Below are 22,366 nucleotides of genomic sequence, written 5' to 3' on the forward strand. Positions count from 1 at the left end.
TCTTACCGCTCGCGCATCCGATAGCGCAGCGTTCGTTTTAATCCGCGGTTCTCTCCGCACCATCCAACACCAGGAGCTTTGCACATGCAAACCACCGACAACGCGACGTCCCAGTACGAGAGCGCCTCGAGCCGTCCGCTCGGCGGGACCGAACAGGGCGCGCAGGCGCTCGCGCCGCAGGCCACGTTCGCCGACTACAAGGTGATCCGCCGCAACGGCAGCGTGGTGTCGTTCGAGCCTTCGAAGATCGCGATTGCGGTGACCAAGGCTTTCCTGGCCGTCAATGGCGGGCAGGGCGCGGCATCGGCACGCGTACGCGAACTCGTCGAGCAACTCACGCACAACGTCGTGCGCGCGCTCGTGCGCAGCCGTCCGAACGGCGGTACGTTCCATATCGAAGACATCCAGGACCAGGTCGAACTCGCGCTGATGCGCGGCGGCGAGCACAACGTCGCGCGTGCGTACGTGCTGTATCGCGAGAAGCGTCACCTCGAGCGCCAGCATGCGGGCGAGGAAGCAGCGGCAGCGGGCGGCGAGTCGAGCACCGGCATCAACGTCGTCGACAACGGCGTCACGCGCCCGCTCGACCTGAACGCACTGCGCGCGCTGATCGTGTCGGCATGCGACGGTCTCGGCGCTGCGGTTAACCCTGAGCCGATCGTCGCGGAAACGGTGAAGAACCTGTACGACGGCGTGCCGATGAGCCAGGTCTACGACTCGGCGATCCTCGCTGCGCGCACGATGATCGAAAAGGATCCGGCATACAGCCAGGTCACGGCCCGCATCCTGCTGCACACGATCCGTCGCGAGATCCTCGGCGAGGAAGTGGTCCAGGCCGAGATGTCGGCCCGCTACGCGGAATACTTCCCGCAGTTCCTGAAGCGCGGCGTCGACGCCGGCCTGCTCGACGACAAGCTGCTTCAGTTCGACCTGAAGCGTCTGGGCGAAGCGCTCGACGCGAACCGCGACCTGCAGTTCGGCTACCTCGGCCTGCAGACGCTGTACGACCGCTACTTCCTGCACGTCGACGGCAGCCGCATCGAAATGCCGCAGGCATTCTTCATGCGCGTCGCGATGGGCCTGTCGCTGAACGAGATCGACCGCGAAACGCGCGCGATCGAGTTCTACAACGTGCTGTCGAGCTTCGACTTCATGAGCTCGACGCCGACGCTGTTCAACTCGGGCACGCACCGCTCGCAGTTGTCGTCGTGCTACCTGACGACGGTCGCGGACGATCTCGACGGCATCTATGAAGCGCTGAAGGAAAACGCGCTGCTGTCGAAGTTCGCCGGCGGTCTCGGCAACGACTGGACCCGCGTGCGCGCACTCGGCTCGCATATCAAGGGCACGAACGGCAAGTCGCAAGGCGTGGTCCCGTTCCTGAAGGTCGTCAACGACACGGCCGTCGCGGTCAACCAGGGCGGCAAGCGCAAGGGCGCGGTGTGCGCGTACCTCGAATCGTGGCACCTCGACATCGAGGAGTTCCTCGAGCTGCGCAAGAACACCGGCGACGATCGCCGCCGTACGCACGACATGAACACGGCGAACTGGATTCCCGACCTGTTCATGAAGCGCGTGATGGAAGGCGCCGACTGGACGCTGTTCTCGCCGTCGACCTGCCCGGACCTGCACGACAAGTTCGGCGCCGATTTCGAGAAGGCTTACACGGCTTACGAAGAGAAGGTCGCGCGCGGCGAGATCAAGCTGTTCAAGAAGATCCCGGCGCAGCAGCTCTGGCGCAAGATGCTCGGCATGCTGTTCGAAACGGGCCACCCGTGGATCACGTTCAAGGATCCGTGCAACGTGCGCTCGCCGCAGCAGCACGTCGGCGTTGTCCACTCGTCGAACCTGTGCACGGAAATCACGCTGAACACGAGCGACACCGAAATCGCGGTGTGCAACCTGGGCTCCGTGAACCTCGTCGCCCACCTGGTGAAGCAGGCCGACGGCAGCTACGCGCTCGACCACGACAAGCTGAAGCGCACGATCAGCGTCGCGATGCGCATGCTCGACAACGTGATCGACATCAACTACTACGCGGTGCCGAAGGCGCGTAACTCGAACCTGAAGCACCGTCCGGTCGGCATGGGCATCATGGGCTTCCAGGACTGCCTGCACCTGCTGCGCACGCCGTACGCGTCGGAAGCGGCGGTCGAGTTCGCCGATCGTTCGATGGAAGCGGTCTGCTACTACGCGTACTACGCGTCGACCGAGCTGGCCGAGGAACGCGGCCGCTACTCGAGCTACCGCGGCTCGCTGTGGGATCGCGGCATCCTCCCGCAGGACACGCTGAAGCTGCTGACGGAAGCGCGCGGCGGCTACGTCGAGGTCGACACGTCCGAGTCGCTCGACTGGACGACGCTGCGTTCGCGGATCGCCGCACACGGCATGCGCAACTCGAACTGCGTCGCGATCGCGCCGACGGCGACGATCTCGAACATCATCGGCGTGTCGGCATGCATCGAGCCGACCTTCCAGAACCTGTACGTGAAGTCGAACCTGTCGGGCGAATTCACGGTGGTCAACGAGTACCTCGTCCGCGACCTGAAGGAACGCGGCCTGTGGGACGAAGTGATGGTCGCCGACCTGAAGTACTTCGACGGCATGCTGTCGCGCATCGACCGTATCCCGGCCGACCTGCGCGCGATCTACGCGACCGCGTTCGAAGTCGACCCGACGTGGCTGGTCGAAGCGGCATCGCGTCGCCAGAAGTGGATCGACCAGGCTCAGTCGCTGAACATCTACATGGGCGGCGCGTCGGGCAAGAAGCTCGACGAGGTCTACAAGCTCGCCTGGCTGCGCGGTCTGAAGACGACCTACTACCTCCGCACGATGGCAGCGACGCACGTCGAGAAGTCGACGGTCGCACACGGCGCGCTGAACGCGGTGCCGACGAGCGGCGGCTCGAGCAGCGGCGGCGCGCAAGGCGCGGCAGGCGGCTTCGGTGCAGCGGGCGGCGCAGCGTCGTCGTCGGGCGCAGTCGACGCGGCACCGGCACTCGCGCCGGTTGAAGCGGACGGTCCGGTATGCACGATGCGCCCGGGCGATCCCGGCTTCGACGAGTGCGAAGCCTGCCAGTAACGCGGCGCGCATGACCTGAAGAAGGTTCGGGCGGCGCGCACGACAACCGATCGAGGTTGAAGTGTGCGCCGCTCTCAACTAAAAAAATGATAAGGAATCTGTAACGCGGCACTCGCGTTGCAGGCAGTGACAAGCGATCGAAACATCCCCGACGACGTCGCGTTTCGATCAGCGTTCGATGCGTCGAGCGCACCTCGCGATACACGTGCGACACACGTCGCGCGCTGCATGAACGACGATGCGTTGCTCAAAGTGTTGTATCGAGGTCGCAACGCGAATCGAAAAAAGGATTTTTCGTGAGCGAGCCCTTTTATCGCTCAGGAAAAGATGGTACAAACCGTTCTAAATTGATGGTGAGAATTTATGCTCAACTGGGATGACGAGAAGACTGCCGTAACCCCCGCGAGCGGAGCGCAGCAAAACGCGTTGCGCACCTCCGCAGGGATGGCTGTCGGAATGCAGGCTGCAACGCCTGCCGCCCATCAGGTCCGCGACATTTTCGAAGGCGATCTTGCGGTGCCGCCGCAAGCATCGGCTGTTCCCGCCGGCGGTTCGGAAGCGCGGGTCAACGTTGCAGACAAGCGCATCATCAACGGCCAGACTGACGTCAATCAGCTGGTGCCGTTCAAGTACAAGTGGGCGTGGGAAAAGTATCTGGCGGGTTGCGCGAACCACTGGATGCCGCAGGAAATCAACATGTCCCGCGACATCGCCCTGTGGAAGGATCCGAACGGTCTGACCGAGGACGAGCGCCGCATCGTCAAGCGCAACCTCGGCTTCTTCGTGACGGCCGATTCGCTCGCCGCGAACAACATCGTGCTCGGCACGTACCGCCACATCACGGCGCCCGAGTGCCGGCAGTTCCTGCTGCGCCAGGCGTTCGAAGAGGCGATCCACACGCACGCGTACCAATACATCGTCGAATCGCTCGGTCTCGACGAAGGCGAGATCTTCAACGCGTACCACGAGGTCACGTCGATCCGCGCGAAGGACGAATTCCTGATCCCGTTCATCCACACGCTGACTGACCCGGCCTTCAAGACCGGCACGCTCGAAGCGGATCAGAAGCTGCTGAAGTCGCTGATCGTGTTCGCCTGCATCATGGAAGGCCTGTTCTTCTATGTCGGCTTCACGCAGATTCTCGCGCTCGGCCGCCAGAACAAGATGACGGGTGCTGCAGAGCAATATCAGTACATCCTGCGCGACGAGTCGATGCACTGCAATTTCGGCATCGACCTGATCAACCAGATCAAGCTCGAGAACCCGCATCTCTGGACCGCGGAATTCCGCGCCGAGATCCGCGAGCTGTTCAAGCAGGCTGTCGAACTCGAATACCGCTACGCCGAGGACACGATGCCGCGCGGCGTGCTGGGTCTGAACGCGTCGATGTTCAAGAGCTATCTGCGCTTCATCAGCAACCGCCGTTGCCAGCAGATCGGCCTCGACCCGCTGTTCCCGAACGAGGAAAACCCGTTCCCGTGGATGAGCGAGATGATCGACCTGAAGAAGGAACGCAACTTCTTCGAGACGCGTGTGATCGAGTATCAGACGGGCGGCGCGCTGTCCTGGGAATAACCCGCAGCAGCGAACCCGTCACATGATGTGAGCAGCCGGCGGCCTCTCGGCCCCGGCCCAAGGTTTAGGAGCAAGAACGCCTGATGCAAAGCATGCCCGGTGCCTTAACGGCCCAACGACATGATCGGCACTTTGCGAACCCTTCAGTGGGATGGGCAAACTTCCCTCCGGAAAAAGCGGACGGCCGTGTGGCGGTCCGCTTGATCAAGCGATTAGGGGTGGCGGCGCGAGGCGCGCCGGCTACCGACTTGATTTGGCGCGCGAGGCCATGGGGTCACGCGCGCCATACCGTATTCATTAGCGTAAGCGCGTGGTATCCGCGTACGCCGATGAATAGCCCGCTTCGAAGCGCACGTCCTGAACAGCGTCCGCGGGAAGCGGGTTTTGACGAAGGGTGTAGTTTGAACTGACTCTCATCTGAACCTGAAGGAGAACAACATGGCTACTGCCAAGAAGAAACCGGCTGCTAAGAAGGTTGCTGCCAAGAAGACCGTTGCGAAGAAGGCTGCTGCTCCGGCGAAGAAGGCCGCTGCGGTGAAGAAGGTTGCTGCGAAGAAGGTCGCGGTGAAGAAGGTTGCCGCGAAGAAGGCAGCACCGGCGAAGAAGGCTGCTGCGAAGAAGGTCGCGGCAAAGAAGGTCGCAACGAAGAAGGTTGCTGCGAAGAAAGTCGCGGTGAAGAAGGTTGCCGCGAAGAAGGCAGCACCGGCGAAGAAGGCCGCTGCGAAGAAGGTTGCAGCCAAGAAAGTCGCGGTGAAGAAGGTTGCTGCGAAGAAGGCAGCACCGGCGAAGAAGGCCGCTGCCAAGAAGGCCGCGCCGGCGAAGAAGGCTGCCGCCAAGAAGGCTGCGCCTGCGAAGAAGGCTGCGCCTGCCAAGAAGGCTGCCCCTGCGAAGAAGGCTGCCGCTGCACCGAAGGCTGCTGCTGCACCGAAGGCTGCCGCTGCTCCGAAGGCTGCCGCTGCTCCGAAGGCTGCCGCACCGGCGAAGAAGGCCGCTGCACCGAAGAAGGCTGCTGCTCCGAAGAAGGCCGTCGTGAAGAAGGCTGCACCGGCAACCACCGCGTCGACCGCATCGGTCGCGCCGGCATCGGGCGTGAAGACCGCGCTCAACCCGGCAGCGGCATGGCCGTTCCCGACCGGCAGCCGTCCGTAATCGCGGCTGACCAGCACTACCCGGACACTCACGCGGTGTCCGCGGGTTGAGTAGCGCTACTCAATCGATCCCGCCATCTGGCTCAGGTGGCGGGATTTTTTTCGTCCCTCTGCATCGATGGGCCGGCCGGCTGCCGGGCACGGACGAAAAAAAACGCATGTGCAGCTTCGCACATGCGTTCGACCGCGGCTTGCGCCGCGTGCTGAGGATGCTCGTTAGTGCGTGACGCGCGTGACGCCGCCGCTCGACAGCAGTCGCACCCGTTCGCCGGCGCGGAACACTTCGCCGCTCGCCGCCTGCGTGATCGAGCGCAGGTCGCCGTTGTCGAGGCGCACGGTGATTTCGACACCGTTCGCCGTGCTGAGGTTTTCGCCGACCGCGTTGCCTGCGACCGCGCCGACGAGACCGCCCGCGATGGCCGTCAGGATCGATCCCTTGCCGCCGCCGATCGCGCTGCCCGCGACTGCGCCGAGCGCGCCGCCGCCGAGCGTGCCGATCGCGCTGCCGCCGCCATCGGACTGGATGCGCACCGCACGGACGCTTTCGACGGTGCCCATGCGCACGGTTTGCTCGCGCTGCGCCTGGCCGACGCTATAGACATCTGCCGAGCCCGGCGCCGTGAAGCAGCCGGCGAGCGTCAGCGTGGCCGTCAGCATGGCAGCGAGCGTGAGGGTTTTCTTGGTCAACATCTTTGCTCTCCCACAATATTCATTTGAGACTGTACCCGAAGGCAGCCTCGAAGCGCGCGTCGATTTCGGCGCGCGTCAGTGCGTAAGTTTGAGGCCCCTGGTGGGCGATCTTGATCGAGCCCATCAGGCTCGCGAGGCGGCCCGTGGTTGCCCAGTCGAGGCCATTCTCGATGCCGTACAGCAGGCCGCCCCGGAAGGCGTCGCCGCAGCCGGTCGGATCGACGACACGCTCGGCTTGCACGACCGGAATCTGTTCTTCGCCGTTTTTGTGAAGAATGGTGGCGCCGCGCTCGCCGCGCGTGATGATCAACGCCTGAACCCGGCTGGCGATTTCCTGTTCGGACCAGCCTGTCTTGTCGCTGACGAGCTTGCCCTCGTAGTCGTTGACCGCAACGAAGGTGGCAAGTTCAATGATGCGGCGCAGCGTCGCACCGTCGAACAGCGGCAGGCCCTGGCCCGGATCGAAGATGAACGGGATGCCGGCCTTCGCGAATTGCTCGGCGTGCTGGACCATCCCGTCGAAGCCGTCCGGCGCGACGATGCCGAGCTTCACGCCCGACACTTCGTCCGCGCGGTTCAGGTGCGACTGCATCATCGCGCCGGGGTGGAATGCGGTGATCTGGTTGTTCTCGAGATCGGTCGTGATCATCGCCTGCGCGGTGTGCGTTTCGGGCACCACGCGTATGCTGGCCTTCGACAGGCCGAGGCTGTCGAGACGCTCGAGATAGCGATCGGCGTCGTTCGCGCCGACCGTCGCCATGATGCGCGCGTCGCCGCCGAGCATGTGCAGCGCGTAGGCGATGTTCCCCGCGCAACCGCCGAATTCGCGACGCATCGTCGGCACGAGGAAGCTCACGTTCAGAAGGTGAACCTGGTCGGGCAGGATGTGCTCGCGAAACCGGCCTTCGAAGGTCATGATGTTGTCGTAGGCGAGCGAGCCGCAAATCAGCGTAGTCAAGGCGTGCGTTCCTGTAGAGAGCAAAGGGAGGCGGCTGCCCGGCCGGCGCGCGCAGGCCGTCGGGCCTCGCGCGGCAGGGCCGGGCGGCTGCGGGTTACTTCAGTGCGGCGAGCGCTGCGTCGTAGTTCGGCTCGTCCTTGATCTCGCCGACGAGTTCCGCGTGGAGCACCTTGTCCTGCGCGTCGAGCACGACGACCGCGCGGGCCGTCAGGCCGTTCAGCGGGCCGCTCGTCACGTCGACGCCGTATGCGTTCGCGAACGCGCGGCCGCCGCGGAACGTCGAAGCCGTCACGACGTTCGCGAGGCCTTCGGTCGTGCAGAAGCGCGTGGCGGCGAACGGCAGGTCGCCGGACACGACCACCACGACCGTGTTGTCGAGCGACGACGCGGCTTCGTTGAACTTGCGGGTCGACGTCGCGCAGGTGGGCGTATCGAGGCTCGGGACGATGTTCAGCACCTTGCGCTTGCCGGCGAAGCTGGCGAGCGACAGGTCGGCGAGGTCCTTGCCGACCAGCTTGAAGTCGGGGGCTTGCGAGCCGACGGCCGGGAACGTGCCGGCGAGATCGATCGGGTTGCCACCCAGCGTAACTTTGCTCATGTTCGTGCTCCGAAATAGCGCGCCGCAGCGGCGCGCGGGTTGAGACGGCGCGCATGCGCGCGCCGCGGGGCGTCACGGATAGAAGATCTGGACGCGGAAATTCGAGGCGGGCGCGCCGTTCGTGTCGAGACGGACGACCATCGTCTGCGTCGTGCCGGGCGGCAGCCCGGCGTCGATCGGCATGCCCGGGCGCACGTAGTCGCGCGGCGCGAGCACGCGGCGCACGGTCACGTGATTCGTGTCGTCGAGCAGCGTCAGCTCGAGCGACGGGTAGGCGAGCGCGACGCGGTAGCGGTTCGTCAGCGGCACCTTCAACTCCAGCACGCGCGGGCCGTCGATCTGGCGCAGGTCGGCCGCGTCGAGCCGCAGGCCGTCGATCGCGCGCGGCGGCGTCACCTTGCAGCCGAGCGGCGCGCACGCCTGCCGGAACCAGCCCTGCGTGACGGGCCAGTAGATCATCACGGTTTCGCGCTGCCACCACGCGAGCTGCGCGACGAGCAGCACCGCGAGCACGGCCGCGACGAGGCCGCCGAAAAAGCCGCCGAGCGTTCCACGTCGCTGCTGCGCGCGCGGCTCGCGCGTCACGGCGAAGGGCGGGCGGTCGTCGTCGGACAGTGCGGCGGGGAAGGGGGCGGCCGGTTGTACGTCCGGTTCGGCACCGGGTTCGCTGGCGGCTGCGGCCGGTGCGGCGGCACGTTCGGCGTGGGTGTCGGGTTCGGGTTTCGGTTCGAGTCCGGGCTCGGCTTGTACCGGCCTGAACGCGAAGCGCGGTTCGCGTGGCGCGTGCTCGTCGTCGGGCACGGCGAAGCGCGCGTTGCCGACCGGTTCGACGGGCGCTGCTGCGGCGGGTTCGATCGACGGCGCGGGCGCGACGAAGCGCGGTTCACGCAGGTCGGGTTCGGTGAGCGGCGTGAGCGGTTCGTCGGTTTCGGGCGGCACTGCATCCGGTCCGGCCGATCGCGCGGCGACGGCGTGCAACTCGGCCGGCTGCGATGCGATCGGCGCCGGCGTGCCGGACAGGTGAACCACACCGGATTCCGTCGACGGCAGCGCAAGCGGGATCAGCGGCTCGGCGCGCACGGTCTCGACACTGTGCTGCAGGGACGGGTCGACGCCGCCATCGAGCCACGGCGCCCACATGTCCCAGCCTTCCGGCTGGTAATCGGAACCCGCTGCCGGTTCGACCGGTGCGTCGGTGGTGAAGAGCCGCGCGGGCGCGGCGTCGTGTTGCGGGTTGGCGGCGGCCGGCTCGACCGGCGCCGCTTCGGTCAGCGCGGATTCCGGCGGTGCCGGATCGGGTACGAGCGACTGCGATGCGTTGAAGACCTGCTGACAGTGTCCGCAACGCACGAGCCCGTCATGCAGCGCGAGCTGTTCCTGCTGCAGCCGGAAGACGGTTTCGCAATGAGGGCAGCGCGTCGCAAGAAGCATGTCGAGCCGGGCGGCCTGCTGGCCAGAGTGAAGGACAGCGCTATTCTAATGGCTTTCCCGCCGCGTTCCGGCGAGGCATACCCAACCTTCGTGTTCGCGCCAGACCGAGATGTCGACGTAGCGCGCATAGACGGCCGCGACTTCGTCCGCCTGGCGCGCGAGCACGCCCGACAGCGCGATGCGCCCGCCCGGTTTCACCTTCGATGCGAGCATCGATGCCATCAGTTTCAGCGGGTTCGACAGGATGTTGGCGACGACGATGTCGAATTCGCCGGCCGGGCACGCATCGGGCAGCCCGTACGTGACTTCCGCATGGTTGCGTTCGCTGTTCTGGCGCGCCGATTCGACCGCCTGCGGATCGATGTCGATGCCGACCACGGGGTTCGCCCCGCATTTCCGCGCGAGGATCGCGAGAATGCCCGAGCCGCAGCCGTAGTCGAGCACCGACTGGCCGGGCTTCACCGACTGTTCGAGCCATTCCATGCACAGGCGGGTGGTCGGGTGGCTGCCGGTGCCGAACGCGAGACCGGGGTCGAGTTCGAGGATCAGCGCGTCGGGGTCGGGCGCGTCGTGCCACGACGGCACGACCCAGATCCGCTCGCCGATCGGAATCGGCTCGAACTGCGACTGCGTGAGCCGCACCCAGTCCTGTTCCTCGACTTCGCGCACGCCGAACTTCGGCGTCTCGGCGACGCCGATCTCGTTCGCGGCCGCCGCGAGCAGCACGGCCGGGTCGTGATCGGGCGACAGCAGCGCGATCACGCGCGAGTGCTGCCACGCGGTGCGTTCGGGAACGAGGCCGGGCTCGCCGAAGAGCGGCTGTTCGTCGGGCGTGTCGGCGTCGGCGTCCTCGACGGACACCGACAGCGCGCCGAGGTCGAGCAGCGCGTCGGACAGCGCCTCCGCATGCTCACGGGCCAGTTCGACGACGAGTTCGCGATAGCTCATGCTTACGCTTCTTCCGGTGCGACCTGCTGCTTCTGGGCGAGCCGGTGTTCGAGATAGTGGATGCTGGTGCCGCCTTCGACGAACTTCGAGTCGATCATCAGCTCGCGGTGCAGCGGGATGTTGGTCTGGATGCCTTCGACGACCATTTCCGACAGCGCGATGCGCATCCGGCGGATCGCCTGGTCGCGCGTCGCGCCGTAGGTGATCAGCTTGCCGATCATCGAATCATAGTTCGGCGGCACGAAATAGCCATTGTACGCATGCGAGTCGACGCGCACGCCAGGGCCGCCCGGCGTATGCCACGACGTGATCCGGCCCGGCGACGGCGTGAACTTGAACGGATCTTCCGCGTTGATCCGGCATTCGATCGCATGTCCGCGGAACTCGATGTCGCGCTGGCGCAGCGCGAGCTTCTCGCCGGCAGCGATGCGGATCTGTTCCTGCACGATGTCGACGCCCGTGATCATCTCCGACACCGGGTGCTCGACCTGCACGCGCGTGTTCATCTCGATGAAGTAGAACTCGTTGTTCTCGTACAGGAATTCGAACGTGCCTGCGCCGAGGTAGCCCATCTTCTTGCACGCGTCCGCGCAGCGGTCGCCGATGCGCTCGATCAGGCGGCGCGGAATGCCGGGCGCCGGCGCTTCCTCGATCACCTTCTGGTGACGGCGCTGCATCGAGCAGTCGCGCTCGCCGAGCCAGATCGCGTTCTTGTGCGCGTCCGACAGCACCTGGATTTCGATGTGGCGCGGGTTCTCGAGGAACTTCTCCATGTACACCTGCGGGTTGCCGAACGCACGGCCGGCTTCCTCGCGGGTCATGTTGACCGCGTTCACGAGCGCGGCTTCGGTGTGCACGACGCGCATCCCGCGCCCGCCGCCGCCGCCCGCTGCCTTGATGATGACCGGATAGCCGATCGCGCGCGCAATCTTCACGATCTCCTTCGGATCGTCCGGCAACGCGCCTTCCGAGCCCGGCACGCACGGCACGCCGGTCTTGATCATGGTCTGCTTCGCGGTGACCTTGTCGCCCATCATCCGGATCGTTTCCGGGCGCGGGCCGATGAACGTGAAGCCCGACTGCTCGACGCGTTCGGCGAAGTCGGCGTTCTCGGACAGGAAGCCGTAGCCGGGGTGGATCGCCTCGGCATCGGTGACTTCCGCGGCGCTGATCAGCGCCGGCATGTTCAGGTAGCTCAGGTTCGACGGGGCCGGGCCGATACAGACGGCTTCGTCCGCGAGGCGCACGTACTTGGCTTCCTTGTCGGCTTCCGAGTAGACGACCACCGTCTTGACGCCGAGCTCGCGGCACGCGCGCTGGATGCGCAGCGCGATTTCACCGCGGTTGGCAATGAGGATTTTTTCAAACATAGCGAGTATTCGTCTCTTCGAGGGGCGCGCGAACGGCGCCTGGCGAGCATCGGCGGCGCGCGGCCGGACGGGCCGCGCGGCGGACTTAGCCGATCACGAAAAGCGGCTGGCCGTATTCGACGGCCTGGCCGTTCTCGACGAGGATTTCCTTGATCACGCCGGCCTTGTCCGACTCGATCTCGTTGAGCAGCTTCATCGCTTCGATGATGCAGATCGTCTGGCCTTCCTTGACCGTGTCGCCGACCTGGACGAACGGGTCCGCGCCCGGCGACGGCGCGCGATAGAACGTGCCGACCATCGGCGACGTCACGACGTGGCCTTGCGGGGCGGCCGGTGCGGCGGCGGCGCCTGCTGCCGGCGCGGCAGCGCCTTCGGTCGGCAGCGCGACCGACGGAGCGGGCGCGCTGACTTGCGGGGCATACCCAGCCGTCGGCTGCACGTAGACCGGCGGCGCGTTCTTGACGATACGCACCTTGCCTTCGCCTTCCGTGACTTCCAGCTCGGAGATGCCGGATTCGGAAACGAGGTCGATCAGAGTTTTCAGCTTACGAAGATCCATCGGGAATTCCCCTTTCAATACGTGAAAGCGCCGGTGGGACCGGCGCTGAATCTAGATCGCGAAATCAGCCGCGCGACGCGCCTTGCAGCTTGTCCAGCGCGTACTCGAGCGCGTACAGATAACCTTTCCAGCCGAGCCCGCAGATCACGCCTTCGGCCTGGTCGGAAAAGTAGGAGTGATGCCTGAACGCTTCGCGGCGGTGCACGTTCGACAGGTGAACCTCGACGAACGGGATGCCGACGCCGGCGATCGCGTCCCGGATCGCGACGCTCGTGTGCGTATACGCGGCGGGATTGATCAGGATGAAATCGGTCTGTTCCTCCCGCGCGGCCTGAATGCGGTCGACGAGCGCGCCTTCATGGTTGCTCTGGAACGACGACAGTTCGGCGCCGGCTTCCTGGGCTCGCGCGGCAAGCGCCTGATCGATCTGCGCAAGCGTGACGCGGCCGTACACCTCCGGTTCCCGGGTGCCGAGAAGGTTCAGGTTGGGGCCGTGCAGCACCAGCAATCGTGTCATGGTCGCTTCTATTTCTGCGGAATTGCGCGAACTTTAGCGCTATTTAGAGAAATTTGTCTAGTTTTGCCGAACGGCCGGGCGCGCCGGACCTGCAAGAATTACCGGTGCGGCTGCAAAGTATCAGCGAATTCACGTGAAATTGCGGCGATCGACGTACAAATCGCTGCCAACGTGCGGGCCGCCGTTCAGGGCGATCACAACGCGTCGAGGGTCTTTTTCAGCTCGGCCGGTTGGATTTGTCCTAATTTTGTCTCGCGAATCTTGCCGGTTTCGTCGATGACGACCGTAAACGGCAGCGCGCCGGCGGTATTTCCGAAATTACGGGCCAGATCGGCGCCCGCATAACCGCTGACGAAAACCGGATAGTCGACCTTCACCTTCTGCAGAAAGTTCTTCACGTTCTGGTCGGAATCGACGCCGATCCCGATGAAGCGGATGCCTTTCTGCTTGTATTGGTGCGACAGCGCGACGAGCTCCGGCATCTCCTCGACGCACGGGCCGCACCACGACGCCCAGAAATTGACCACGACTTTCTGGCCCTTGAAGGAAGCGAGCGACGCCGGCTTGCCGTCGACGCCGGTCAGCGACGCGGCCCACAGCTGGTCGACCGGGCTGCCCTGCGCAGCGGGCGCGGCGACGGCGACGCCGTCATCGGCGCTGCCGCCGCGGAACCAGTGGCCGGCGGCGAGCCCGCCGGCGACGGCGGCGGCCGCGACCACCGCGAGCGGCAACATGCGTTTCATCATCATCGTTGAATCATTCCGGTTCGGAAGGGGCGTTGCTGGCTTCGACGAGCGCACGCAATGCGGCGGCGTCCGCGCGGGCGACCCGGCCGCGCGCGTCGGCCTTGACCGCGCCGCGCAGGTCGTCGCTCGCGTAGAGCGCGACGTGAATGCCGATCGCGTCCACGTCGCGCCGCGGGCGCCACAGGAAGCTGAGCGTCTCGACGTCGGCGCGACCGGCGAAATGCCGCGTCTCGGACACGTCGTACTGAACGTTCTGGTTCAGCAGGTAGATCGCGACGTCCTTCGGGTTGTCGGTGAATATCTGCAAATGGATGTCCGAATGCGCGTTCGCGGTGCCGTTCAGCACCGCACCCGTCACGTACGGATTGAACTCGGCGAGCCGGCGCATCCAGTCGAGCGCGATCTCGCGCAGGCGGCGCAGTTCGTCCGGCTGCGTGTCGCTCTGGAACAGGGCGAGGTACTCGCGCAGTACTTCCTCGATCAGGTCGTTATCCGGCAGCCATTCGCCGGCAACGCGCGTATCGCCGAACAGCTGGCGCGCGGCCTTGCGCTTCGCGCTGGCGTAATCGAGGCCGTCCTCCGCGATCAGGCGGGCGGCGGACTGGGCGATTTCCTCGCGGGCACGCCGCGGGTCGACAAGAGGTTTGCGAGACATGATCCGGCAATCATACTCGATCGTGCGGCGGCCGAACGCGGTGCGGCCGCGCGTCGTCCGCCGTTCCGCGCGGCATCCGGATCCGTCGTTCGGGCCGCCGGGCACGGCGGGCCGTCAGTTACAATGACGGTCTTTGTGTCGCGGCGAAAGTCGTTGGCCGGGCGGCCTGTCCGGCGTGCCGCAGACCATCTTTCCGAATCGACGGCGCCCGGCGGCGCGAAAGCATTCATCTATGCACATCCACATTCTTGGCATCTGCGGCACCTTCATGGGCGGTCTCGCCGTGCTCGCGCGCGAGGCCGGCCACACGGTGACGGGTTGCGACGCGGGCGTCTATCCGCCGATGAGCACGCAGCTCGAGGCGCAGGGCATCACGCTGATCGAGGGCTACGGCGCCGAGCAGATCGACCTGAAGCCAGACCTGTTCGTGATCGGCAACGTCGTCACGCGCGGCAACCCGCTGATGGAGGCGATCCTCGATCGCGGCCTGCCTTATGTATCCGGCCCGCAATGGCTCGGCGAACACGTGCTGGCAGGCAAGTGGGTGCTGGCGGTCGCGGGCACGCACGGCAAGACGACCACGTCGTCGATGCTCGCGTGGCTGCTGGAAGATGCCGGCCTGAACCCGGGCTTCCTGATCGGCGGCGTGCCGCTGAACTTCGGCGTGTCGGCGCGGCTGACCGATTCGAGTTTCTTCGTGATCGAGGCCGACGAATACGACACGGCGTTCTTCGACAAGCGCTCGAAGTTCGTTCATTACCGGCCGCGCACCGCGGTGCTCAACAATCTGGAATTCGATCACGCCGACATCTTCCCGGATCTCGCCGCGATCGAAACGCAATTCCATCATCTCGTGCGCACCGTGCCGGGCGTCGGCCGGATCGTGACCAACGGCCGCTCGGACGCGCTCGAGCGCGTGCTCGCGCGCGGCTGCTGGAGCGAGGTCGAGCGCTTCGGCGTCGACGGCGGCTGGCAGGCACTGCCGGCCGAGGACGGCGTGCCGGTCGACGAGCGCTTCGCGGTGTATTCGCAGGCCGAGCGTGTCGGTGAGGTCGCGTGGCAGGTGCAGGGCGACCACAACCGGATGAACGCGCTCGCGGCGATCGCCGCCGCCCGCCACGTCGGCGTGCCGCCCGCGCAGGCCGCCGAATCGCTCGCATCGTTTCGCAACGTGAAGCGGCGCATGGAAGTGCGCGGCAGCGTGGATGGGGTAACCGTCTACGACGACTTCGCGCACCATCCGACCGCGATCGAAACCACGATCGCCGGCCTTCGTGCACGCATCGGCCGCCAAAACTCCCGTATTCTCGCCGTGCTCGAGCCGCGTTCGAACACGATGAAGCTCGGCGTGATGAAGGCGCAACTGCCGGCCAGTCTCGCCGACGCCGACCTGGTGTTCGGCTACGGCGCGCCGACCGGGCGCGACGCGCTCGGCTGGAACCTCGGCGACGCGCTCGCGCCGCTCGGCGACAAGGCCCGCGCGTTCGACGATCTCCATCTCTTGGTGAAGTCGGTCGTCGAGGCCGCGCGTCCGGGCGACCACGTGCTCGTGATGAGCAACGGCGGCTTCGGCGGCGTGCACCAGAAGCTGCTCGACGCGCTCGGGAGCCGCGCGTGATCCTGTACCTGCACGGGTTCCGGTCGTCGCCGGAGTCGCAGAAGTCGCGGCTCCTCGCCGCGCGCATGGCCGAGCTCGGCCGCACGCCCGAATGGCGCTGCCCGTCGCTGTCGGTGTCGCCGCTCGAGGCGATCGCCGTCGCGGAAGCCGAGGTGGCCGGGGTGCGCGACGTGACGGTGATCGGCAGCTCGCTCGGCGGCTACTACGCGACCTGGCTCGCCGAAAAGCACGGCTGGAAGGCGGTGCTGCTGAATCCGGCGATCGTGCCGCAGCGCGACCTCGAGCAGCATCTGGGCGAACAGCCGCTGTGGCACGGCGGCGGATCGATCGTCGTCGAACGCCATCACCTGCAGGAGCTCGACGCGCTGCGCGTGCCGGCGATTTCGCGGCCCGAACGCTACTATCTGTTCGCGGCGACGGGCGACGAAGTGCTGGACTACCGCGAGATGCTCGCCCACTACCCGGGCGCGAAAACGCGCGTGATCGAAGGCAGCGACCACGGAATCAGCGAATTTGCCGACTATGTCGACGACGTTCTCGCCTTTTGCGACGACCGAACGTCATGAACCCGGCGTCATGCCGATCGAATTCCCATCATCATGCGGCGCCGCCGATGCGGCGCCCGGCAGTCTGAACGAGAGTACTGAGTGAACGTTTTCTTCGAGGAATCGGGCAGTTTCAAGGCGGGCAGCGTGCTGTCGCGCCAGGGCGACGCGTTTCAAGTCGAGTTGCCCGGCGGGCGGCGGGCGAAGGTGCGCGCGAAAGACGTGCTGATCGAATTCGAGAAGCCGGCCGCGAGCGAGCTGATGCAGGAAGCCGACACGGCCGCGCAGCAGATCGACCTGGATTTCCTGTGGGAATGCGCGCCGGCCGACGAATTCGCGTATACGGCGCTGGCCGCGGAATACTTCGGCGCGACCTACGGCCCGGTCGAGCGCGCGGCGCTGGTGCTGCGGCTGCACGGCTCGCCCGTCTACTTCCGCCGCAAGGGGCGCGGCCAGTATCAGCGCGCGCCGGAAGAGCAGCTCAAGATGGCGCTCGCGTCGCTCGAGCGCAAGCGCCAGCAGGCGCTCGTCCAGGCGCAGTACGAAGAGGAGCTGAAGGCCGGCAAGCTGCCGGAAGCGTTCGCGGGCAAGGTGCTCGGGCTGCTCACGCGGCCGGACAAGAATGCGATCGAATACAAGGCGATGGAAGCGGCGGCCGGCGCGCGCGGCGTGTCGCCGGCGCGGCTGATGCTCGACTGCGGCGGCATCGCGTCGCCGCGTGCGCTGCACGAGGCGCGCTTCCTCGCGGAATTCTTCCCGCACGGCACGGGCTTCCCGGCCGTCACGGTCGGCCCGCTGCCGGACGACCTGCCGCGCGCGGACGTCGAGGCGTTCTCGATCGACGACATCACGACGACCGAAATCGACGACGCGTTCTCGGTCGAGCACCTGTCCGACGGTCGCGTGCGGATCGGCGTGCACATCGCGGCGCCGGCGCTCGGCATCGTGCGCGGCGACGCAGTCGACGCGATCGCGCGCGCGCGCCTGTCGACCGTCTACATGCCGGGCGACAAGATCACGATGCTGCCGGACGACGTGGTCGACGTGTTCACGCTGAAGGAAGGCGACTACCGCCCGGCGCTGTCGCTGTACATCATCGTCAACCGCGAGACGCAGGAGATCGTCGCGAACGAGACGCGCGCCGAACTCGTGTTCGTGAAGAACAACCTGCGCCACAACACGCTCGACGAGCTCGTCAACGAAGAGACGCTCGCCGCCGGCACCGGCGACTATCCGCACAAGGACGACATCGCCGTGCTGTGGCCGCTCGCGCAGGCGCTGTTCGAGAAGCGCCAGGTCGCGCGCGCGGGCTACGGCCTGAAGCGCGAAGTGCAGCGCAACACCGACTACAACTTCTACGTCGAAGGCGAGCACGTGACGATCACGCCGCGCCGCCGCGGCTCGCCGCTCGACCTGATCGTGTCGGAGCTCGCGATCCTCGCGAACTCGACGTGGGGCGCGTTCCTGCACGATCACACGGTGCCCGGCATCTATCGCTCGCAGCGCGGCTTCGGCGCGCCGGGCCCGAAGCGCACGCGGATGCAGACGACGGCCGCGCCGCACGAAGGCCTCGGTGTCGCGCAATACGCGTGGAGCACGTCGCCGCTGCGCCGTTACGTCGACCTCGTGAACCAGTGGCAACTGCTGGCATGCGTGCAGCACGGCGTCACCGCGAAGCTCGCCGCGCCGTTCAAGCCGAAGGACGCCGACCTGTACGCGGTCGTGCAGGGCTTCGACGACACCTATACCGCGTACGCCGACTACCAGCGCCGGATGGAGTACTTCTGGTGCCTGCGCTGGCTCGCGCAGGAGCAGAAGAAGCAGGTCGTCGCGAGCGTCGTGAAGGGCGACCTGGTGCGCCTCGAGGAAATTCCGCTGCTGCTGCACGTGCCGGGGCTCGGCGTGCATGCGCGCGGCACGCGCGTGCTGCTCGACGTGATGTCGCTCGACGAGCTGACGATCGAGGCGTCGGTGCGGCTGCTTAACGTGCTCGACGCGCCGACCGTGACGAGCGGCGACGCGTCCGACGACGAAGACGAGAACGAAGGCGGCGACGACACGCTGGTCGATGCGCAGGACGCGTCGGCGCAAGCCGAGGCTGAAGCACTGGCCGAAGCGGACGGCGCGACGGCCGCGGGCGACGAGGCCGCGACCGCCAACGGCCAAGATAGCGAAGAGGGGCGCGCATCGTGAACGCAGCCGCGTCGACGAGCGGCGCCGACCGCTATGTGGTGTTCGGCAACCCGGTGGCGCACAGCAAGTCGCCGTTCATCCACGCGCAGTTTGCCGCGCAGACGGGCGAGGCGATCGTCTACGAGCACCGGCTCGCGCCCGTCGACGGCTTCGAGGCCGCCGTGCGCGCGTTCATCGCCGAAGGCGGACGCGGTGCGAACGTGACGGTGCCGTTCAAGCTCGACGCGCACGCGCTCGCCGACACGCTGTCGCCGCGCGCGGCGGCGGCGGGCGCGGTGAACACGCTGCGCATCGATGCCGACGGCGGCATCTACGGCGACAACACGGACGGCGTCGGCCTCGTGCGCGACATCGAATCGAATCTCGGCGTGTCGCTCGCGGGCGCGCGCATCCTGCTGCTCGGCGCGGGCGGCGCGGCGCGTGGCGTCGTGCTGCCGATGCTCGAGCGCGCGCCGCTGTCGATCACGATCGTGAATCGCACCGCGAGCAAGGCCGAGGCGCTCGTCGGCCAGTTCACGCAGGCCGTGCACGATGCGGGCTGCGTACTGTCGGGCGGCGGCCCGGACGCCGTGCGTGCCGAGCCGTACGACGTGATCGTCAACGCGACGGCAGGCAGCCTCGATGCGGCGCTGCCGGCGTGCGACGCGGCCGCGTTCGGCGCGGGCACGCTCGCATACGACATGATGTACGGCGCGCAGCCGACGGTGTTCATGCAGCATGCGGCGTCGCTCGGCGCGCGCACGGCCGACGGGCTCGGGATGCTGGTCGAGCAGGCGGCCGAATCGTTCTTCATCTGGCGCGGCGTGCGGCCGGACGGCGCACCGGTGCTGGCCGCGCTGCGCCAGGCGCTCGCGGCCGCCTGAGCGGAGCGCGGCACGTGGTGGCGGTAAGCGGCACGCAGCGCACGCGCACGGTCGGCGCGACGCGCTGGCTCGTCTATGCGGGTTCGGTGTTCGCGGGCGCATGGCTCGCGACGCAGCTGTTCTATCTCGTGCAGATCGCCGCGTGGTCGTTCATCAATCCCGGTTCGACCGCGTTCATGCGGACCGACGCATGGTGGCTGTCGCGCGACAAGCCGCCCGCGCGGATCCAGCACCAGTGGGTCCCGTACGACCAGATCTCACGCAACCTGAAGCGCGCGCTGATCGCGTCGGAGGATTCGACCTTCGCGACCAACAACGGCTACGACGTCGACGCGATCCTGCAGGCATGGGAGAAGAACAAGGCGCGCGGCCGGATCGTCGCGGGCGGTTCGACGATCACCCAGCAGCTCGCGCGCAACCTGTTCCTGTCGCGCGAGAAGAGCTACATCCGCAAGGGGCAGGAGCTGATCATCACGTGGATGCTCGAGACGGTGCTCGACAAGGAGCGGATCTTCGAGATCTATCTGAATTCGGTCGAATGGGGTCGCGGCGTGTACGGCGCCGAGGCCGCCGCCCGTTATTACTACAGGATTCCCGCGAGCCGGCTCGGCGCATGGCAGTCGGCTCGCCTCGCGGTGATGCTGCCGAAGCCGCGCTGGTTCGACGCGCACCGCGGCTCGGCCTACCAGGCGCAGCGCGCGGCCGTCATTGCCCGCCGGATGGGCGCGGCCGAACTTCCGCAATCGCAGTGAGCGGCGCACCCGCGCCGTCGCATTGTCCGTTCCGTTGCCGGTGCGCCATTGGTGCACTGCAGCGCATTCGTGATGCCCGCATTTCGGGCCGCATCCATTAGACGAATTCGTCTATTTCGCTTTGCTGAGCAATGCCCGCACGCGCGGAATTTTGTTTGTCGATATGGCACGAAATCCGCGTGATTTTTAGTGCTCCGGAGTAAACACGAAAGCAATCGAAAGGCGACTGAAAAGCGACGGTTCGCGAATCGAAGCATTCCTGAAAGGTGTGCACTGCACCGGCCATCGATCGAATATTTCCAAATTTTTCAAAGCCGACCCGCTCGCGTATATTGGCCGGCGCCTCGGCTTATCGGCCGCAATCGAGGCGGGGGGCGGCTCACCCGGCTGCTCGACACAAAAAAACATTCGAGAGAAGGAAAGCAACGATGCCAGCGAGCAAAGCGAAGCTGTGGTTGGGAGTTGTGTTCTCTTCGCTGATTCTGGCGGCCTGCAACGACGACGTGACCCCGTCCTCGGCAGCAGGTACCGCCAATTCAGCCGATCCCGCCGCTCAGGTGGACAGGTCGTACAACGATCCCAACAGTTATTCATCGAGCGCGAGCGCATCGCTCGACGCGTCCGCCGCGGTCGAAAAGGCCGCCGTCACCCATCACCAGATCACGCTGAACGGCAAGACGATTCGCTACACGGCCACCGCCGGCCATCTCGTCGCGCGCAATCCGCGGACGGGCGCGCCCGAAGCCTCGTTCTTCTACATCGCGTACACCGCGGACAACCAGCCCGCGGCGAAGCGGCCCGTCACGTTCCTGTACAACGGCGGCCCCGGTTCCGCATCGGTGTGGCTGCATCTCGGCTCGTTCGGTCCGAAGCGGATCCAGACGGGCGACCCGAACGCGAATGCCTCGACGTTCCCGTTCGTCGACAACGCGGAAAGCCTGCTCGATACGACCGACCTCGTGTTCGTCGATGCGATCGGCACCGGCTTCTCGGAGGCGATCGCGCCGAACACGAACCAGACGTTCTGGGGTGTCGACCAGGACGGCGGCGCGTTCCGCGACTTCGTGATGCGCTACATCGCCGTGAACCAGCGCAACGATTCGCCGAAATACCTGTTCGGCGAGTCGTACGGCACGCCGCGCACCGACGTGCTCGCGAACCTGCTCGAGACGGCCGGCGTGAAGCTCGACGGCATCGTGCTGCAGTCGTCGATCCTGAACTACAACGCGAACTGCGACATGGCGAGCGACTATGTCGGCAACTCGAACAACGGGGCGAGCCCGGTGAGCTGCGCGGGCTTCGTGCCGTCCTACGGCACCGTCGGCGCGTACTACCAGCTCGACAATCCGAACCCGTCGAGCCTGCCGCAGTACGCGGACCAGATGCGCCAGTTGACGGCCGGCAGCTACACGCCCGCCGTGAACGCCTATCTCGCGAGCCACACGCCGCCTCCGCCTGCGCTCGTCACGACGATGGTGAATTCGACCGGCGTGAAGCAGTCGCTTTGGAATGCTGACTTCAACGTGGTCCCGACCTTCTTCGACAACAGCTTCCAGGTAGCGCTGATCCCGGGCACGCTGATCGGCCGCTACGACGCACGCGTGAACGTGCCGTCGTCGAGCCCGCTCGCGGCGGACGGGGACCCGTCGAGCACGTTCATCACGAAGCCGTTCACCGACACGATCGGCAGCTACCTGCCGAACGTGCTGAAGTACAGCGCGCAGTCGGCGTATTCGCTCAGCAGCAATGCGATCGAGACCTGGGACTGGACGCACGACGGCCTCGCGATGCCCGACACGATTCCCGATCTCGCGGCTGCGCTGACGCTGAATCCGTCGCTGAAGGTGCTGTCGCTGAACGGGTATCACGACATCGCGACGCCGTTCTACCAGACCGAGCTCGACCTCGCGCGGCTCGGCACGCAACCGAACCTGACGATCAAGGACTATCAGGGTGGACACATGGTCTATCTCGACGATACGTCGCGTCCGCAGGAGAAAGCCGACCTCGTGACTTTCTACAACGCGGCCGCGCACTGATGCGATGTGCGGGCCTGGCGACGCGCGCCCGCGGCGGCGCCGTTCGCCGGCCGTCGACGACCTCATTCCAGACTGGAGCC

At 66.3% G+C, this 22,366-nt stretch carries 20 protein-coding genes; 10 read left to right on the plus strand and 10 right to left on the minus strand.

Annotated elements, in window-relative coordinates:
• Positions 1 to 84 precede the first annotated feature (84 nt).
• From DID99_RS17925 to DID99_RS17945, 4 genes are all read left to right on the plus strand, one after another.
• The gene (locus DID99_RS17925; protein ID WP_124667240.1) at positions 85 to 3,081 is read left to right on the plus strand and encodes a ribonucleoside-diphosphate reductase subunit alpha; all 2,997 of its coding nucleotides are present in this window, start codon (positions 85 to 87) and stop codon (positions 3,079 to 3,081) included.
• A gap of 363 nt (positions 3,082 to 3,444) precedes the next feature.
• Positions 3,445 to 4,656 (plus strand): ribonucleotide-diphosphate reductase subunit beta, encoded by a 1,212-nt coding sequence (locus DID99_RS17935; protein ID WP_044844206.1) that lies wholly within the window; start codon positions 3,445 to 3,447, stop codon positions 4,654 to 4,656.
• An 83-nt stretch (positions 4,657 to 4,739) separates the two neighbouring features.
• The gene (locus DID99_RS17940) at positions 4,740 to 5,066 is read left to right on the plus strand and encodes a hypothetical protein (protein ID WP_082088468.1); all 327 of its coding nucleotides are present in this window, start codon (positions 4,740 to 4,742) and stop codon (positions 5,064 to 5,066) included.
• A gap of 28 nt (positions 5,067 to 5,094) precedes the next feature.
• Complete coding sequence (locus DID99_RS17945; RefSeq protein WP_124667241.1) at positions 5,095 to 5,805, plus strand: histone H1-like DNA-binding protein; 711 nt, start codon at positions 5,095 to 5,097, stop codon at positions 5,803 to 5,805.
• 215 nt (positions 5,806 to 6,020) lie between these two features.
• Here the strand turns inward: DID99_RS17945 and DID99_RS17955 are convergent, their stop codons facing one another.
• From DID99_RS17955 to DID99_RS18000, 10 genes are all read right to left on the minus strand, one after another.
• A complete protein-coding gene (locus DID99_RS17955) occupies positions 6,021 to 6,494 on the minus strand; it encodes a glycine zipper 2TM domain-containing protein (RefSeq protein ID WP_011883213.1) in 474 nt (157 codons plus the stop codon).
• 19 nt (positions 6,495 to 6,513) lie between these two features.
• A complete protein-coding gene (locus tag DID99_RS17960; RefSeq protein ID WP_044844204.1) occupies positions 6,514 to 7,452 on the minus strand; it encodes a carbohydrate kinase family protein in 939 nt (312 codons plus the stop codon).
• A gap of 94 nt (positions 7,453 to 7,546) precedes the next feature.
• Positions 7,547 to 8,050 carry a thiol peroxidase gene (gene tpx, locus DID99_RS17965; RefSeq protein ID WP_044844203.1) on the minus strand — a complete coding sequence of 168 codons (504 nt, stop codon included), beginning with the start codon at positions 8,048 to 8,050 and terminating at the stop codon, positions 7,547 to 7,549.
• Positions 8,051 to 8,122: 72 nt separating this feature from the next.
• Positions 8,123 to 9,481, minus strand: a complete 1,359-nt coding sequence (locus DID99_RS17970; protein ID WP_124667242.1) for a DUF3426 domain-containing protein — start codon at positions 9,479 to 9,481, stop codon at positions 8,123 to 8,125.
• A gap of 45 nt (positions 9,482 to 9,526) precedes the next feature.
• Positions 9,527 to 10,429, minus strand: a complete 903-nt coding sequence (gene prmA / locus DID99_RS17975) for a 50S ribosomal protein L11 methyltransferase (RefSeq protein WP_124667243.1) — start codon at positions 10,427 to 10,429, stop codon at positions 9,527 to 9,529.
• A 2-nt stretch (positions 10,430 to 10,431) separates the two neighbouring features.
• Positions 10,432 to 11,799: an acetyl-CoA carboxylase biotin carboxylase subunit gene (gene accC / locus DID99_RS17980; RefSeq protein WP_044844200.1), complete on the minus strand. Its 1,368-nt coding sequence runs from the start codon at positions 11,797 to 11,799 to the stop codon at positions 10,432 to 10,434.
• Between the two features lie 85 nt (positions 11,800 to 11,884).
• Positions 11,885 to 12,358: an acetyl-CoA carboxylase biotin carboxyl carrier protein gene (gene accB, locus DID99_RS17985; protein ID WP_044844199.1), complete on the minus strand. Its 474-nt coding sequence runs from the start codon at positions 12,356 to 12,358 to the stop codon at positions 11,885 to 11,887.
• A 64-nt stretch (positions 12,359 to 12,422) separates the two neighbouring features.
• Positions 12,423 to 12,875 carry a type II 3-dehydroquinate dehydratase gene (aroQ, locus tag DID99_RS17990; protein WP_040143361.1) on the minus strand — a complete coding sequence of 151 codons (453 nt, stop codon included), beginning with the start codon at positions 12,873 to 12,875 and terminating at the stop codon, positions 12,423 to 12,425.
• Positions 12,876 to 13,069: 194 nt separating this feature from the next.
• Positions 13,070 to 13,624 (minus strand): TlpA disulfide reductase family protein, encoded by a 555-nt coding sequence (locus tag DID99_RS17995; RefSeq protein ID WP_124488238.1) that lies wholly within the window; start codon positions 13,622 to 13,624, stop codon positions 13,070 to 13,072.
• A gap of 7 nt (positions 13,625 to 13,631) precedes the next feature.
• Entirely contained in the window at positions 13,632 to 14,276 is a 645-nt protein-coding gene (locus DID99_RS18000; RefSeq protein WP_124667244.1) for a UDP-N-acetylmuramate--alanine ligase, read from the minus strand.
• A gap of 232 nt (positions 14,277 to 14,508) precedes the next feature.
• Between DID99_RS18000 and mpl the strand changes: the two genes are divergently transcribed.
• The 6 genes from mpl (at position 14,509) to DID99_RS18030 (ending at position 22,286) form a co-directional block, all read left to right on the plus strand.
• Positions 14,509 to 15,894, plus strand: coding sequence for a UDP-N-acetylmuramate:L-alanyl-gamma-D-glutamyl-meso-diaminopimelate ligase (mpl, locus tag DID99_RS18005; RefSeq protein WP_059689100.1), 1,386 nt, complete (start codon positions 14,509 to 14,511; stop codon positions 15,892 to 15,894).
• Positions 15,891 to 16,460: a YqiA/YcfP family alpha/beta fold hydrolase gene (locus tag DID99_RS18010; protein WP_124571469.1), complete on the plus strand. Its 570-nt coding sequence runs from the start codon at positions 15,891 to 15,893 to the stop codon at positions 16,458 to 16,460. Before mpl ends, DID99_RS18010 begins: the two co-directional genes overlap by 4 nt.
• Before the next feature lie 81 nt (positions 16,461 to 16,541).
• Positions 16,542 to 18,632: an RNB domain-containing ribonuclease gene (locus DID99_RS18015; protein ID WP_124520005.1), complete on the plus strand. Its 2,091-nt coding sequence runs from the start codon at positions 16,542 to 16,544 to the stop codon at positions 18,630 to 18,632.
• Positions 18,629 to 19,495: a shikimate dehydrogenase gene (gene aroE, locus DID99_RS18020; RefSeq protein ID WP_124667245.1), complete on the plus strand. Its 867-nt coding sequence runs from the start codon at positions 18,629 to 18,631 to the stop codon at positions 19,493 to 19,495. The genes DID99_RS18015 and aroE overlap by 4 nt, the downstream gene beginning before the upstream one ends.
• A 14-nt stretch (positions 19,496 to 19,509) precedes the next feature.
• Positions 19,510 to 20,247 carry a monofunctional biosynthetic peptidoglycan transglycosylase gene (mtgA, locus tag DID99_RS18025; protein WP_124520003.1) on the plus strand — a complete coding sequence of 246 codons (738 nt, stop codon included), beginning with the start codon at positions 19,510 to 19,512 and terminating at the stop codon, positions 20,245 to 20,247.
• A gap of 428 nt (positions 20,248 to 20,675) precedes the next feature.
• Entirely contained in the window at positions 20,676 to 22,286 is a 1,611-nt protein-coding gene (locus tag DID99_RS18030; RefSeq protein WP_124667246.1) for a S10 family peptidase, read from the plus strand.
• The last annotated feature ends 80 nt before the right edge of the window (positions 22,287 to 22,366 follow it).

The organism is Burkholderia sp. Bp8986, from assembly GCF_003854225.1.
Taxonomy (GTDB): domain Bacteria; phylum Pseudomonadota; class Gammaproteobacteria; order Burkholderiales; family Burkholderiaceae; genus Burkholderia.

Excerpts from the sequence above, each read along its gene's own strand:
- DID99_RS17925 (WP_124667240.1), top strand. The coding sequence starts at position 85 with ATGCAAACCACCGACAACGCGACGTCCCAGTACGAGAGCGCCTCGAGC.
- DID99_RS17935 (WP_044844206.1), top strand. The coding sequence starts at position 3,445 with ATGCTCAACTGGGATGACGAGAAGACTGCCGTAACCCCCGCGAGCGGA.
- DID99_RS17940 (WP_082088468.1), top strand. The coding sequence starts at position 4,740 with ATGCAAAGCATGCCCGGTGCCTTAACGGCCCAACGACATGATCGGCAC.
- DID99_RS17945 (WP_124667241.1), top strand. The coding sequence starts at position 5,095 with ATGGCTACTGCCAAGAAGAAACCGGCTGCTAAGAAGGTTGCTGCCAAG.
- DID99_RS17955 (WP_011883213.1), bottom strand. The coding sequence starts at position 6,494 with ATGTTGACCAAGAAAACCCTCACGCTCGCTGCCATGCTGACGGCCACG.
- tpx (WP_044844203.1), bottom strand. The coding sequence starts at position 8,050 with ATGAGCAAAGTTACGCTGGGTGGCAACCCGATCGATCTCGCCGGCACG.
- DID99_RS17970 (WP_124667242.1), bottom strand. The coding sequence starts at position 9,481 with ATGCTTCTTGCGACGCGCTGCCCTCATTGCGAAACCGTCTTCCGGCTG.
- prmA (WP_124667243.1), bottom strand. The coding sequence starts at position 10,429 with ATGAGCTATCGCGAACTCGTCGTCGAACTGGCCCGTGAGCATGCGGAG.
- accC (WP_044844200.1), bottom strand. The coding sequence starts at position 11,799 with ATGTTTGAAAAAATCCTCATTGCCAACCGCGGTGAAATCGCGCTGCGC.
- accB (WP_044844199.1), bottom strand. The coding sequence starts at position 12,358 with ATGGATCTTCGTAAGCTGAAAACTCTGATCGACCTCGTTTCCGAATCC.
- aroQ (WP_040143361.1), bottom strand. The coding sequence starts at position 12,875 with ATGACACGATTGCTGGTGCTGCACGGCCCCAACCTGAACCTTCTCGGC.
- DID99_RS17995 (WP_124488238.1), bottom strand. The coding sequence starts at position 13,624 with ATGATGATGAAACGCATGTTGCCGCTCGCGGTGGTCGCGGCCGCCGCC.
- DID99_RS18000 (WP_124667244.1), bottom strand. The coding sequence starts at position 14,276 with ATGTCTCGCAAACCTCTTGTCGACCCGCGGCGTGCCCGCGAGGAAATC.
- mpl (WP_059689100.1), top strand. The coding sequence starts at position 14,509 with ATGCACATCCACATTCTTGGCATCTGCGGCACCTTCATGGGCGGTCTC.
- DID99_RS18030 (WP_124667246.1), top strand. The coding sequence starts at position 20,676 with ATGCCAGCGAGCAAAGCGAAGCTGTGGTTGGGAGTTGTGTTCTCTTCG.